This is a genomic window from Streptosporangium carneum, assembly GCF_027922005.1.
Classification (GTDB): Bacteria; Actinomycetota; Actinomycetes; order Streptosporangiales; family Streptosporangiaceae; genus Streptosporangium; species Streptosporangium carneum.
Genome location: NZ_BSEV01000002.1, coordinates 258,714 through 271,698, shown reverse-complemented (window position 1 = coordinate 271,698; position 12,985 = coordinate 258,714). Strand labels below are relative to the sequence as shown.

The 12,985-nt window shown below is 70.3% G+C and carries 14 protein-coding genes; 7 read left to right on the top strand and 7 right to left on the bottom strand.

All coding sequences use genetic code 11. The features are described 5' to 3' along the window. Positions 1–10: 10 nt before the first annotated feature. Together PKF00_RS07290 and PKF00_RS07285 are read right to left on the bottom strand one after the other, a co-directional pair. Positions 11–316 carry a hypothetical protein gene (locus tag PKF00_RS07290; RefSeq protein WP_271216598.1) on the bottom strand — a complete coding sequence of 102 codons (306 nt, stop codon included), beginning with the start codon at positions 314–316 and terminating at the stop codon, positions 11–13. A 185-nt stretch (positions 317–501) separates the two neighbouring features. Continuing rightward, positions 502–1,062, bottom strand: a complete 561-nt coding sequence (locus PKF00_RS07285; protein WP_271216597.1) for an NADPH-dependent FMN reductase — start codon at positions 1,060–1,062, stop codon at positions 502–504. 85 nt (positions 1,063–1,147) lie between these two features. On the opposite strand from PKF00_RS07285, the gene PKF00_RS07280 reads away from it, so the two are divergent. Then, on the top strand, positions 1,148–1,687 hold the full coding sequence (locus tag PKF00_RS07280) for a MarR family winged helix-turn-helix transcriptional regulator (protein ID WP_271216596.1): 540 nt from the start codon (positions 1,148–1,150) through the stop codon (positions 1,685–1,687). Between the two features lie 161 nt (positions 1,688–1,848). Here the strand turns inward: PKF00_RS07280 and PKF00_RS07275 are convergent, their stop codons facing one another. Continuing rightward, a complete protein-coding gene (locus PKF00_RS07275) occupies positions 1,849–2,439 on the bottom strand; it encodes a cob(I)yrinic acid a,c-diamide adenosyltransferase (RefSeq protein WP_271216595.1) in 591 nt (196 codons plus the stop codon). 66 nt (positions 2,440–2,505) lie between these two features. Between PKF00_RS07275 and PKF00_RS07270 the strand changes: the two genes are divergently transcribed. The 6 genes from PKF00_RS07270 to PKF00_RS07245 all read left to right on the top strand — a co-directional run bounded on the left by PKF00_RS07270 (position 2,506) and on the right by PKF00_RS07245 (position 10,255). Then, positions 2,506–5,664 (top strand): S41 family peptidase, encoded by a 3,159-nt coding sequence (locus PKF00_RS07270; protein WP_271216594.1) that lies wholly within the window; start codon positions 2,506–2,508, stop codon positions 5,662–5,664. 93 nt (positions 5,665–5,757) lie between these two features. Beyond that, entirely contained in the window at positions 5,758–6,816 is a 1,059-nt protein-coding gene (locus tag PKF00_RS07265) for an ABC transporter ATP-binding protein (protein ID WP_271216593.1), read from the top strand. Between the two features lie 139 nt (positions 6,817–6,955). Next, complete coding sequence (locus tag PKF00_RS07260; RefSeq protein WP_271216592.1) at positions 6,956–7,753, top strand: ABC transporter permease; 798 nt, start codon at positions 6,956–6,958, stop codon at positions 7,751–7,753. 172 nt (positions 7,754–7,925) lie between these two features. Continuing rightward, complete coding sequence (locus PKF00_RS07255) at positions 7,926–9,155, top strand: sensor histidine kinase (RefSeq protein ID WP_271216591.1); 1,230 nt, start codon at positions 7,926–7,928, stop codon at positions 9,153–9,155. Beyond that, positions 9,152–9,745, top strand: a complete 594-nt coding sequence (locus tag PKF00_RS07250; RefSeq protein WP_271216590.1) for a response regulator transcription factor — start codon at positions 9,152–9,154, stop codon at positions 9,743–9,745. The genes PKF00_RS07255 and PKF00_RS07250 overlap by 4 nt, the downstream gene beginning before the upstream one ends. A 192-nt stretch (positions 9,746–9,937) precedes the next feature. Next, positions 9,938–10,255, top strand: coding sequence for an STAS domain-containing protein (locus PKF00_RS07245; RefSeq protein WP_271216589.1), 318 nt, complete (start codon positions 9,938–9,940; stop codon positions 10,253–10,255). Positions 10,256–10,373: 118 nt separating this feature from the next. Here the strand turns inward: PKF00_RS07245 and PKF00_RS07240 are convergent, their stop codons facing one another. The 4 genes from PKF00_RS07240 to nucS form a co-directional block, all read right to left on the bottom strand. Further along, positions 10,374–10,955 (bottom strand): TetR/AcrR family transcriptional regulator, encoded by a 582-nt coding sequence (locus PKF00_RS07240; protein ID WP_271216588.1) that lies wholly within the window; start codon positions 10,953–10,955, stop codon positions 10,374–10,376. 319 nt (positions 10,956–11,274) lie between these two features. Next, positions 11,275–11,478 carry a response regulator transcription factor gene (locus PKF00_RS07235; RefSeq protein WP_425582243.1) on the bottom strand — a complete coding sequence of 68 codons (204 nt, stop codon included), beginning with the start codon at positions 11,476–11,478 and terminating at the stop codon, positions 11,275–11,277. 137 nt (positions 11,479–11,615) lie between these two features. After that, a complete protein-coding gene (locus tag PKF00_RS07230; protein ID WP_271216587.1) occupies positions 11,616–11,771 on the bottom strand; it encodes an anacyclamide/piricyclamide family prenylated cyclic peptide in 156 nt (51 codons plus the stop codon). A gap of 482 nt (positions 11,772–12,253) precedes the next feature. After that, positions 12,254–12,913: an endonuclease NucS gene (gene nucS, locus PKF00_RS07225; protein WP_271216586.1), complete on the bottom strand. Its 660-nt coding sequence runs from the start codon at positions 12,911–12,913 to the stop codon at positions 12,254–12,256. Between the last annotated feature and the right edge of the window lie 72 nt (positions 12,914–12,985).

Here is a 12,985-nt window from a genome sequence, read left to right as displayed (position 1 = left end):
CAGGACGGGATCAGGGGTTGTCGTAACCGATCCACTGGATGAACCAGCCGTACTGCTGGGCCGTCGCGGGCGTCAACGGCGAGCCGTCGCGCCACTGCACGTAGACGCGGAACCTGGTGGGGGTGATGTTGTAGACGGCGCTGGGGCCGACCAGGTTCCACTGGCCTCCCGCGCCGCCTACGGAGGTGACGTAGACGGGGTTGCCCGTGAAACGGGCGGAGGTGGTGTCGACGTCGATGAGGATGCCGCTGGCGGTGTAGGCCTGCCAACCCTGCCCGGGGGCGGTGCTGCCGGAGGCGATGCGTGCGGTGGGCAAGAGGGGACGTCCTTTCATCGAGGAAGGATTCTCACTGAGAGTGTCCGATCAAATCCTCTCCGTGGCGACGGATGCTTTCCTGTCCCACCGGTCACACAAGTCCATCGCGCCGGTGCTGGACATCGCCTGTGGCGTTCGGCGGCGAAACGGCGGCTCGGGTGACGGTTCGGCCGATCGGGGGACGCTCAGGCCGCCCGGAGGGTCCTGAGCGCGCCGCTCCAGGCGACGAGCTGGTCGAGCATCGTGGTGAGCGTGCCCTCCTGGCGGGTGGCGGGCGCGAACACCGTGAAGTTCTCGAAGTCGGTGAACAGGCTCAGCTCGACCTGCGCGCGGACGTCGGCGAGCTGGAGCTCTCCGGCGACCAGGCGCAGGTGTTCGACCGCGCGCACGCCTCCGGCGCCGCCGTAGGAGACGAAGCCGACCGCCTTGTTGTTCCACTCCCTGTAGAGGAAGTCGAGGGCGTTCTTGAGGGCGCCCGAGGTCGAGTGGTTGTACTCGGGGGTGACGATGACGTAGCCGTCGAACTCGTCGATCTTCCGGGCCCATGCCAGGGTGTGCGGCCGCGCGTACAGCCCCTGCACGGGCAGGAACTCCTCGTCCAGGTGCGGCAGGTCGTAGTCGGCGATGTCGACCAGTTCGAACTCGGCGTCGCCGCGCTTGTCCGCGACGTTCCGCACCCAGTGGGCGACGGGTTCGGCCGTACGGCCCGGCCGGGTGCTGCCGACGATGATGCCGATCTTGATCATTCGGTCCGCCTTGGCTGAGTTGATGTGTCACCTTGACCGTAGGAGCTTCGAGGGTGACACGTCAACTGCCGATAGGATTCCGGGTATGAGCGACACCGGGGAGGGACTCGACGAGCGGGAGGAGCGTGCCTGGGTCGCGTTCTTCGAGATGCAGGTGCGCTTCTGGCGGCATCTCGGCCAGCAGCTGCAGCGCGACACGGGGCTCTCCGAACCCGACTTCGCGGTGCTGACGGCCCTGGCGCAGGCCCCCGGGGGGCGGCTGCGCCCCTTCGAGCTCGGTGGTTTCATCGACTACGAGAAGAGCAGGCTGCACCACCACCTCACCCGCATGGCCGAGCGCGGCCTGCTGGTCCGTGAACAGTGCGCCGAGGCCCCGCGCGGCGCGGTGGTCGTGCTCACCGAGGCGGGCCGTGCCGCCATCGACAGGGCGATGCCGCGCCGTACCGCGCACATCCGGCGCTGGCTGATCGACCGGCTGAGCGCCGACGAGCTCGACTCGCTCACCGGCATCTCCCACGCCGTGCTCGAGGGGCTGCGGGCCGCCGAGCCGGAGCCGGGGCGCGGCGGAGGAGGCGGGCCGGAGCATGGTCAGGAGGAGTACGACGGTCCTCGCAGTTGCGGCTGACCGTCCCGGGCGTCCGGCGGATCGCGCCCGCGCGTTCTGGCGGGCGCGGCGGGCGGCAGGTTCCCGCTCCTGCACGGAGGAGTCCCTCTCGTCCTGAGGCTCGTCCTGGGACGGGTTCGCCTGCCGCCGCCGCCTCCGACGAGCGGGCGGGGGCGCCGCCGCTAGCGGGTGCCGCCGGGCTTCCAGAGGATCTCGTCGCCGTGCGCGGCGATCCGGCACAGGATGAACATCAGGTCGCTCAGGCGGTTGAGGTACTTCGCGGTCAGCGGGTTGACGTCCTCGTGCGCCTCAAGCGCCGACCAGACGGTCCGCTCCGCCCGCCGGGTCACGGTCCGCGCCACGTGGAGCTGGGCGACGGCGGGGGAGCCGCCGGGCAGGATGAAACTGCGCAGCGGCTTGAGCCGCGCGTTGAACTCGTCGCACCGGGCCTCGAGCCACTCGACGTAGGAGGGCTCGACACGCAACGGGGGGAACTCGGGGTTCTCCGTGACCGGCGTGGACAGGTCGGCGCCGAGGTCGAACAGCTCGTTCTGGATCCTGACGAGGACCGCGACGACGTCCTCGTCGAGGGTTCCGGCGGCCAGGGCCACGCCGATCGCGGCGTTCGCCTCCTCGACGTCGGCGTACGCCGCCAGACGGGGGTCGGTCTTGCGGGTGCGGCTCATGTCACCGAGCGCGGTCGTCCCGTCGTCCCCGGTGCGCGTGTAGATCTTGGAGAGCACCACCGGGTTGTCTTTGTCAGCTTGTGTCATGAAGCTCAGCGTATCCGGCAAGGAATTACTCCTGATTAGCCAGATAGCTGACAATATGATTTACCGATGGTTTCTGGTTTTTACCTGCGATTCCCTCACATCGCCCAGGAGACATTGACCTTCGTCGCCGACGACGACGTCTGGGCGGTCCCCGTGGACGGAGGCAGGGCTTGGCGCCTGTCCTCCGACCGGGCGCCCGCCGCGCATCCCCGGCTCTCTCCCGACGCCACCAGGGTCGCGTGGACGAGCGTTCGCGACGGTCATCCCGAGGTGTATCTCGCCGACCTGGAATCCGGCTCGGCCGAGAGAGTGACCTACTGGGGCGATCCCAGGACCCGCACACGCGGCTGGACGCCGGACGGCAGGATCCTCGCGATCAGCGCGACCGGTCAGCCGTTCACCTGGCGGAGCTGGGCCTACGCGCTCGGCGACGGCCAGGTGGAGCGGCTGCCGTACGGTCCCGTCAGCGACCTGTCGGTCGCCGAGGCCGACGGCGACGCGGGGGAGACGGTCGCGCTGCTCACCGCCGCGCTCTCCCGCGACCCCGCGACCTGGAAACGCTACCGGGGCGGTACGGCGGGGCGTCTGTGGGTGCGGCGCGAGGCCTCGGGCGACTTCGCCCGGCTCCTGGCGGAGGTGGACGGCCACTTCGGCAGCCCGATGCTCGTCGGCGGACGCCTGGCCTTCCTCTCCGACCACGAGGGCGTCGGCAACCTCTACTCGTGCGCGCTCGACGGCACCGGTCTGCGTCGCCACACCGACCACGACGTCTTCTACGCCCGGCACGCCACCACCGACGGGACCAGGATCGTCTACCACAGCGCCGGTGACCTCTACCTGCTGGAGGACCTCGAGACGGAGGCGCGCAGGCTCGACGTCCGCCTCGGCTCGCCGCCGAGGGGGCGGCAGCCGTACCAGGTCAATCCGTCGTGGCGGCTGCACGACCTGGCGGTGGACGAGACCGGGCGGGCCAGCGCGGTCGAGGTCCAGGGGACGGTGCACTGGATCACCCATCGGGACGGCCCGGCGCGGCAGCTCAGCACGGGCCTGGCGGCGGGCAGGCCGCGCCTTCTCGGCGCCGACCGGGTGGTGTGGGTCTTCGACGACGGGGAGAGGCAGGGACTGGAGATCTGCCCCGCCGGCGGCGGGGAGAGCCGCAGGATCGCCGCGGGCAAGCTGGGCGAGGTCGGCGACCTCGCCGTCGCCCCCGACGAGAGCACGATCGCGGTGGCCGCCAGGGACGGCAGGCTGCTCCTGGTGGACGTGGCCTCGGGAGAGGTCGTCGAGCTGACCACGGCGAACGGCGAGATCGACGGGCTGGCCTGGTCGCCCGACTCGGCCTGGCTGGCCTGGTCGCACCCGGACGCCACGCCGCTGCGCCGGATCCGGCTGGCCAGGCTGGCCGACCGGGTCGTCACCGACGTCACGGACGGGCGGTTCGTCGACGTCTCGCCCGCCTTCGCCGGGGAGTATCTGGCGTTCCTGTCGCGCAGGGGCTTCGACCCGGTCTACGACGCCCACTCCTTCGACCTGTCCTTCCCCTTCGGCTACCGCCCGTACCTGGTGCCGCTGGCCGCGTCGACGCCGTCGCCGTTCGCGCCCAGCTCGGAGGGGCGCTCCTTCGCCGACCCCGACGACGAGAAGAAGGACGAGGCGGTCGTCGTCGAGCTGGACGGGATCGCCGGCAGGGTCGTGCAGGTGCCGGTGCCCGAGGGGCGTTACTCGGCGCTCAGCGCGGTCAAGGGCGGGATCGTCTGGCTGCGCGAGCCGCTCGCGGGGGAACTGGGCGAGGACCAGGACCAGGTGGGAGGCGAGGCCCCCCGGCCCGCGCTCGACCGCTACGACCTGGCCAAGCGCAAGTGCGAGGAGGTGGTCGACAAGCTCGACTGGTACGCCGTCAGCGGCGACGGCGCCCACCTCGTCGTCTCGGACAAGGGCACGCTCACGGTCAGGCCCGTCACCGGCAAGAACGGCGACGACACGACCGTCGACCTGTCGCGGATCAGGATCACCGCCGACCCCCGCGACCTGTGGCGGCACGCCTACACCGAGATGGGGCGCAGGATGCGGGCCGACTTCTGGATCGAGGACATGGCGGACGTCGAGTGGGAGGCCGTGCTGGAGGAGTACCGGCCGCTGGTCGAGCGCCTGGCCACCTCCGACGACTTCGCCGACCTGCTCTGGGAGGTCATGGGAGAGCTCGGCAGCTCGCACGCCTACGTCTTCCCCGCCCCCTGGGGGCACCGGGCCTCCGATCCGGTCGGCCTGCTCGGCGCGGACCTGTCCCGCGACGGCGAGGGCCGCTGGCGGATCGACCGGGTGCTGCCCGGCGAGTCCTCCGACGTGCACGCCCGCTCGCCGCTGGCCGCGCCGGGAGGCGGGGTCGCCGAGGGCGAGGTGCTGCTCGCCGTCGACGGCCGTCCCGTGCCGCCGCGGGGCCCCGCCCCGCTGCTGGTCGGCGCGGCGGACAAGCCGGTCGAGCTGACCCTGGGCGGCGGACGGCGGGTGGTGGTCACGCCGCTGCGCGACGACCGGCGTCTGCGCTACCAGGACTGGGTGACCGGGCGCAGGGCGCACGTCCGCGACCTGGGCGGCGGCAGGGTCGGCTACCTGCACATCCCGGACATGGTCGCCGAGGGCTGGGCGCAGTTCCACCGCGACCTGCGCAGGGAGATGACCATGGAGGCCCTCGTCGTGGACGTCAGGGGCAACCGGGGCGGCCACACCTCCGAGCTCGTCATCGAGAAGCTGATCCGCAAGGTCATCGCCTGGGACCTGCCCAGGGGGCTGAAGCCGATCACCTATCCGGAGGACGCCCCGCGCGGCCCGCTGGTCGCGGTCACCGACCACAACGCCGGGTCGGACGGCGACATCGTCACCGGCGCCTTCAAGATCCACAAACTCGGTCCCGTGGTCGGCACCAGGACGTGGGGCGGTGTCATCGGCACCGAGGGCGACCACCGCCTGGTCGACGGGACGCACATCACCGTGCCGAGATACTCCTTCTGGTTCGAGGGGCTCGGGTGGGAGGTGGAGAACCGAGGCGTCGAGCCCGACATCGAGGTGGACATCACCCCCGAGGACTGGGCCGCGGGGCGGGATCCGCAGCTCGAGGAGGCGGTACGGCTCGCGCTCGCCGCCCTGGACGAGCGGCCCGCCGCGAGCCCGCCCGATCCCGCGGACCGTCCCTCCCGCCGACGTCCGGCGCTGCCGCCCCGTCCCTGATGACTTTTGTCATCCCCACCCGCTGACATATCCGTGTCCGTCTGGTGATATCAGCGACTACTTGGCAAAAGTCGTGAAGACCACGATTGCCTCATGAGAACACCACAGCCTGCGGACACGGCGGACACCGGAGCCGCCGACCTCGAGCACGTCATCGAGGTCGGCGGGCTCCGGCAGAGGTACGGCGACTTCGAGGCCGTGCGCGGCGTCTCCTTCACCGTCGCGAGGGGGGAGATCTTCGCCCTGCTCGGCACGAACGGCGCGGGCAAGACGACCACCATGGAGGTGCTGGAGGGCTTCGCGCCCGCCACCGACGGAACCGTCAGGGTGCTGGGCCTCGACCCGGTCGGGCAGCGCCGCGCGCTGCGGCCCCGCGTCGGGATCATGCTCCAGGAGGGCGGCTTCCTCGGGGACCTCACCGTGGCCGAGACCGTGGACCTGTGGAAGGGGCTGAGCGAGGACGCGGGGCGTCCCGTCACCCTGTCCGGCGCCGAGCTTCCCGGGCGTCTCACCCTCATGGGCTGGACGAAGGGGGCGGACCGGCGGACCATGGGCGTGCTCGAGCTGGTCGGTCTCGAGAGCAAGGCGAGGACCAGGGTCAAGCAGCTGTCCGGCGGCCAGAAGCGCAGGCTCGACCTCGCCCTCGCCGTGCTGTCCGCGCCCGAGGTGCTCTTCCTGGACGAGCCGACCACCGGCATGGACCCCGAGGCCCGTCGTGCCACCTGGAAGGTGATCGAGGACCTGCGGGCCCGTGGCACCACCGTGCTGCTCACCACGCACTACCTGGAGGAGGCCGAGCGCCTCGCCGACCGCCTCGCCATCATGCACGAGGGACGCATCCACACCTACGGCACGGTCGGGGAGGTCGTGGCGGGCTCGGGTGACCTCGTCTCCTTCCGGCTGTCCGGGACGACCCGCTCCTACGACGAGCTCCCGATCCTGAACGGCGCCGCCCCGGCGCTCACCTACGCGGGCGGCGGCACCGAGGTCTCCTACACCCTGACCGGCGAGGGGGCGGATACCCGCGCGCACGCGGCGCTCAGCCCGCTGCTGGCCTGGGCGGACGGCAACGGCGAGACCCTCGGGCAGCTGACCGTCCGCAGGGGGACCCTGGAGGACGCCTTCATGCGGGTTCTCGGGGAGACGCCGTGAGAGGGGACCGGCTCCGGCCGGGAGCGGGTCAGGCGGGCGTGCGGAGACCGGACCGGCCGGGGACGGGCGGCGGGGCGGCCCGCAGGGGGGTCCACGGGGAACGAGCGGTCGCGTGGCGGCCGGAAAGCGATGGAAGATCATGAGAACCGACGTCCTGCACGCCGTACGGCTGGCGAGGCTCGATCTGACCCTGGTGGCCAGGAACACCACGGTGCTGTTCAACGTGCTGCTGATGCCCCTGCTGATGGCCTGGCTGTTCACACAGGCCCAGGGGGGCGTGAGCGTCGCGGGCGTGCCGGGTCCGGTCTACGTGCTGACCGGGGTGCCCGGCCTGATGCTCGGGTTCGCGGTCTTCATCAACCTGGTCAACTCCTACACGTCCCGACGCGAGGAACTGGTGCTCAAGCGGCTGCGCGGGGGCCAGCCGTCGGCCGCGGCGGTTCTCGGCGGCAGCGCCCTCGGCGCGCTCGCGCTCTTCCTCGGCCAGGTGGCGCTGCTGGGAGTGTGGATCCGGCGCTCCGAGGGGGTGCTTCCCTCGAACGTTCCGCTGCTGGTGCTCGCGGCCTTCCTGGGGGTCGTGCTGTTCGCCCTGTTCGCCGCGGCCTTCTCCGCGATCACACCCAACGCGGAGATGGCCCAGATCACCGTGCTCCCGGTGATCCTGATCATGATGGTCGGCTCGCCGATCGCCTTCCCCGCGGGTGAGATGCCCGGCCCGCTGGGCACGATCTCCAACCTGCTCCCTGTGACGCCGATCGTGAAGATCATGCGCAGCGCCTACCTGGGCGCCGACCACTTCTCCAGCGGAGGCGGGGCGCTGAGCACGCTGGAGCAGTGGACGGGGGCGCTGCCCTCACTCGGGCTCCTGCTGGCCTGGATCGTGGCCGGGGCCCTGCTGGCCAGATGGCTGTTCCGCTGGGAACCCCGGCGCGGATAACGTCTACCGCGATATGCAGACGAACAGCGACGCGGAGGGAACCAGGCGCCTGGCGCGCCTGGTTCCCTCCGCGCTCTCCCACGTCTCCCGGGTGCTTTCCGGGACGTTCCGCCGTCCGGCCCGCTCAGGTCTCCGGCCACCGCGCCCGGACCTCTCCGAGTCCGTGAGCCCCGTGACGCGCACTGCGGCGGGCACTGCGGCGGGCACTGTGGCGGGCACTGTGGCGGGCTCCGGGGCGCGAAGGGGCCTCCTGAAACGGCGGAGGAAGCGGTCGACGGTCGACCGGCTCCGCAGGTCGACCGTCTTCAGCCTGCTCGTCGGCCTGTTCGTCGCCTGGGCCGGTTTCACCCTGAGGTTCGGTGCGACCCCGGGGATGACCCCTGTCTTCCTGGTGATCGTCGACCTGTCGGGCATGGCGGCCTTCAGCGTCCTGTACATGCGAATGATCAGGGCCGCCGTGGCCGGGACCGAGGCGATGCGTGAGATCGTCGTGTCCGGCCTGCTCGTGCTGGTCATGTTGCTGGTCCTGGACGGTGAGCTGTGGTCCCTGGGGCTGCTGACCGCCGCCTGGTCCTCCGGCGCCGCCCTGCTGCTGAACAGGGCGGGCACGGTCGCCGCCTCCGTGGGCGCCGCCGCCGTCGGCCTGCTGCTCGTCCCACCCGGCAGCTTCGGGCCGATCCCCGAGCCGGGGCCGCCGATCGTCGCCTACCTCGTGATGGCGGCCTTCCTCCCGTGGGCGAACCGTTTCCAGCTCTGGTTCTGGAAGGTGGTCAGGTCGGCCGAGGCGGGCAAGGAGGCCATGACGAGGCTGGCCGTCACCGAGGAGCGGCTCCGCTTCTCCCGCGACCTGCATGATCTGGTCGGGCACAGCCTCTCCGCGATCGCGATCAAGAGCGAGGTGGCGGTCAAGCTGTCGGGCATCGACGCGGAGCGGGCCACCACCGAGATGGAAGAGGTGCGCGGGCTGGCGCGCGAGGCGCTCAAGGAGATCCGTACGGCGGTGCGCGGCTACCGCACGGTCGACCTCGACGCCGAGCTGCGCAGCATGACGGCGGTGCTGGAGGCGGACGGCGTCCGCTGCACGCTGGAGACCCCGGGGGAGCGGATCCCCGAGGAGCTGGCCACGCTGCTGGCCTGGGTGGTCCGCGAGGGCACGACCAACGTGCTCAGGCACAGTTCGGCGACCCGCTGCCGAATCACGATCGTCCTGCGCGACGGCGCGGCCGTGCTGGAGATGACCAACGACGGGGTCTCGGCGGCCGACGGGCGCGGCGGCACCGGGCTGGCCGGGCTTTCCGAACGGGTGGCGGCGGCCGGAGGCGTCCTCACCGCGGGGGCGGGCCGGGCAGGCGCGGGCGAGTTCAGGTTGCGGGCCACGGTCCCGCTGGAGGGAGAGCGATGATCCGGGTGCTGCTGGCCGACGACGAGCATCTGATCCGCAGGGCGATCGCCACACTGCTGGGCCTGGAGCGGGACATCGAGGTGGTGGCCGAGGTGGCGAGGGGGGATCTGGTCGCGGCCGCCGTGGCGGAGCACCGCCCCGACGTGGTCGTGCTGGACATCGAGATGCCGGGCATGGACGGGCTGAGCGTGGCCGAGACGCTGCCCGGTCACGCGGTCCTGATGCTGACCAGCTTCGGGCGGCCCGGCCACCTGAGGCGGGCCCTCGCGGCGGGGGTGCGCGGTTTCATCCCCAAGGACGCCTCGGCCGACGAACTGGCGGCGGCGATCCGCAAGGTGCACTCGGGCGGGCGTTACCTCGACGCGGAGATGGCGGCCTCGGCGATGATGGCGGGGGAGAGCCCGCTCACCGAGCGGGAGCGCGGCGCCCTGTCGCTGGCCTCCCGGGGGGCGACCGTCGGCGAGATCGCGGCGTCGCTGCACCTCACCGAGGGAACGGTGCGCAACTACCTGTCCAGCGCCATCACCAAGCTCGGCGCGACCAACCGGATCACCGCGATTCGTGTCGCGCAGGAAAAAGGTTGGTTGTGAACAGCATCTTTTCCTTGGGAGGGGGCAAGGGGACCTCATGGTGGCGGAAAGCCCGACGCCGCGCGATTGCGAGTCGGCGGTTTTCGTAACACTTTGACGTCATACGACCGCATTTCGTGGTCGGCGGCCCTGGTGGCGCATCACGGCCGCGTCCGCCCGCGACCATGTCGCGGTCCGACCTGAGGAGGAGGCATGCGCGCCACGGAGAACCTCGAAGCGCAGGTGGTCGATGTGGGCAACCGCCTCGATGTCGGCACCGTCGCCGGAGTGCGCCCGCGGCTGCACGACGCCGTCGACTCCGGTGACGGTGATCTGATCGTCGACCTGTCCCGGCTCGAGATGATCGACGCCACCGGCCTCGGCGTGCTGGTGGGCACGCACCGCCGGGCGCTGGCGGCCGAGCGCCGTCTCATCCTGAGAGGGGTGCCTCCCCGGGTCATGCGGGTGCTGGCGGTGACCCGGCTCAACCGGGTGCTCGCCGTCGAGGTGTCGATGGCCGCGGTGGCCTGACCCCCGGCCACCGCCTGCGCCTCGCTCCGCACGGTCCGGTTCTCGCTCGCCGCCGGGCCCCGGGGGCGCGGTGCTCATGACGTGCCCCCGGGGCGGCCGGGCGAGGCTCACACGGGGCTCACATCACGAACGACCGATAGAAGATGTGCACGGCCGTGCTGATCAGGCTTTCGACCGGAGGCGGCTCCTCGGTCAGCACCCACTCGATGAGAAGCTCCTGGATGGCGCCGATCACGCCCAGTGCGAGCAGGTGCCGACTGGCCTCGACCGTGTCCGGCAGGTCGATGACGTTGGCTTCTATGATCTTGGTAAAGGCCTTCACCGCCTGCTGTCGTGACGCGGTGAGGCAGTCACCCGCCCTGCGCACCTCCAGGTGCATGATGCGGGCGCGTCTTCTGTCCTCGGTGACAAAGTTGATATATCCCGCTATACCTGCCTCGACCCGGCTGGGCAGCGTGTCGGGGGCCTGTTCGACGGCCTTCGCCACCGAGGTCAGCGTCTCCTGCACGCACCTGTCGTGCAGGGCCTGCATGAGCTCGCTGCGCCCGGAGAAGCACTCGTAGAACGCGCGGTTGGAGATGCGCGCCGCGGCGCACAGCTTCTCGATCGTGGTTTCTGGGAAACCGGGGTCGGAGTAGAGCGTGTACGCCGCGGATATAAGACGCTCCCGACGTTCCGCCAGTCGCTCTTCCGCTGACATTCCCCGGTATGACCGGCCATTCATGTCAAGCACCCCGCTTCTGGACGGGGTTGACAAACGCTTGTTTTATCACTTCCACCTCATGGTCCTGGCCCCCAGAATCCACCATTATGGGTGCAAGATCCTTTTTGTGGAAGAGTAAGTGTGCAATCGCTTGCGTCGCCCATGCAAGAAGGTCAAAAGCCTGACTGGCCAGTCAAGTTACACGCTGCCGTGACGGGCGCGACACGCGGGGAGAAGGACGATCCGCTCACGCCGGATCGTCGCTCCTAGAAGGAGGGCATTCCTCACCGAATACGCCGGAGAAGCGAAACCGTTCCTACCGGTTGAGAAGTCCTCGGTCCATGGCCGTGGTGACGGCGGCGGTGCGGTCGGAGACGCCGAGCTTGCCGAAAACGCGCAGCAGATGTGTCTTGACCGTGGTCTCGCCGATGAACAGGGATCGGCCGATCTCGGCGTTGGTCAGCCCCCTGGCCACAAGGGAGAGCGCCTCGGCCTCACGCGGCGAGAGCGACTCGGCCACCGGCGTCCGGCATGGACGGGCAGACCACGCCGCCTGTCGCACCAGCCGCCCGCCGCACCGGGTTACGCGCCGCCGCCCTCACGCATGCGACGGCTCCGCCGCTCCGCAAAGCGACGGGGCCGGTTCGCGGTGTGTGACTAGTCGTCGTCGTCACCGGCGAAGGGGAGCAATTGAATCAGCTCAGGGATGCCACTGAGCGACGGGGTGACGCCTGTGCTGTCGATCGCGCCGGTTCCGGTGATGGCGCGCTCGACCGGGGTGGACTGGTGCGGCATGGTGCTCGTGGTGTTCATGATTCTCCTTTACGTAGGAGTTGCCGACACCTCATCGTCACATGACTCTGTGTAATATTGAAGTTACAGATAGTGACTGCTCCTTTAGGTGACACCAGTGTGGCGGTCCGGGCTGAAATCACACCCGGACCGTCACACACACCCGCCACACCAAAGCACATGCCGTCACCCGTGCCCCGCACCCGACCGAGATCAACTTTCCGCCGCAGCGGAGCCGGCTGAACAGTTCTCTTGGTCAGGCCACGCACCCTCACCGCTGTCTTCATGCCTCAAGCGTCGTCTCCGCCAGGCTTCCACGGCACCTGCGACCGGTGGACCGGGATGTCCTCCGTTCGCAGGACACGGTCGAACCGTTCGCAGGACACGGCGAGGAGACGGCGGCGTTCCGATCGGCGCCTCGAGACGGAGACGGCGGACCGCCCGTGCCGGGAACGCCGTGCCGGGGACTCCGCGTTCGGGGGGGGCTGTGCCGGAAGGCCGGGTCAGAACAGGGTGTCGTTGCGCTCGATGCCCCGCAGCTCGTCGTAGTCGAGCGTCACGCAGCGGATGCCGCGGTCCTCGGCCAGCGTCCTGGCCTGCGGCACGATGGCCTGGGCGGCGAGGATGCCGCTGACCGGGGCGAGCAGGGGATCGCGGTTCATCAGCTCCAGATAGCGGGTCAGCTGCTCGACCGCGTCGATGCCCGCGCGGCGCTTGAGCTCGACGGCCACGGTCGCGCCCGTGTGGTCGCGGCAGAGGATGTCCACGGGGCCGATCGCGGTCATGTACTCGCGACGGACCAGCGTCCAGCCCGTGCCCAGCGTGGTGATGTGCTCGGCCAGCAGCTCCTGCAGGTGAGCCTCGACGCCGTCCTTGATCAACCCGGGGTCCACCCCCAGCTCGTGGCTGGAGTCGTGGAGGATCTCCTCCATCGTGAGGACGAGCTTCTCACCCGTCTTGCCGTGGGTGACCGTCCAGGTGCCCTCCTCCTCGCGGAGCTTGCAGGGCGGGTTCATCCAGTTGAGCGGCTTGAAGGCCCGGTCGTCCGCGTGAATGGACACCGAACTATCCGCTTTTATTAGGATAAGTCTGGGCGCCATCGGAAGATGAGCGGTGAGCTTTCCCACGTAATCCACGCTGCATCGCGCGATGACCAGCCGCATGGGACACAAGACTAGTCCCAGCTTCCCCGCCCCCGGTCCCGAATCGTCCGCCGAGGGCGTGGGCTGTGAGGA

Excerpts from the sequence above, each read along its gene's own strand:
- PKF00_RS07285 (WP_271216597.1), bottom strand. The coding sequence starts at position 1,062 with ATGATCAAGATCGGCATCATCGTCGGCAGCACCCGGCCGGGCCGTACG.
- PKF00_RS07280 (WP_271216596.1), top strand. The coding sequence starts at position 1,148 with ATGAGCGACACCGGGGAGGGACTCGACGAGCGGGAGGAGCGTGCCTGG.
- PKF00_RS07275 (WP_271216595.1), bottom strand. The coding sequence starts at position 2,439 with ATGACACAAGCTGACAAAGACAACCCGGTGGTGCTCTCCAAGATCTAC.
- PKF00_RS07270 (WP_271216594.1), top strand. The coding sequence starts at position 2,506 with ATGGTTTCTGGTTTTTACCTGCGATTCCCTCACATCGCCCAGGAGACA.
- PKF00_RS07265 (WP_271216593.1), top strand. The coding sequence starts at position 5,758 with ATGAGAACACCACAGCCTGCGGACACGGCGGACACCGGAGCCGCCGAC.
- PKF00_RS07260 (WP_271216592.1), top strand. The coding sequence starts at position 6,956 with ATGAGAACCGACGTCCTGCACGCCGTACGGCTGGCGAGGCTCGATCTG.
- PKF00_RS07250 (WP_271216590.1), top strand. The coding sequence starts at position 9,152 with ATGATCCGGGTGCTGCTGGCCGACGACGAGCATCTGATCCGCAGGGCG.
- PKF00_RS07245 (WP_271216589.1), top strand. The coding sequence starts at position 9,938 with ATGCGCGCCACGGAGAACCTCGAAGCGCAGGTGGTCGATGTGGGCAAC.
- PKF00_RS07240 (WP_271216588.1), bottom strand. The coding sequence starts at position 10,955 with ATGTCAGCGGAAGAGCGACTGGCGGAACGTCGGGAGCGTCTTATATCC.
- PKF00_RS07230 (WP_271216587.1), bottom strand. The coding sequence starts at position 11,771 with ATGAACACCACGAGCACCATGCCGCACCAGTCCACCCCGGTCGAGCGC.
- nucS (WP_271216586.1), bottom strand. The coding sequence starts at position 12,913 with ATGCGGCTGGTCATCGCGCGATGCAGCGTGGATTACGTGGGAAAGCTC.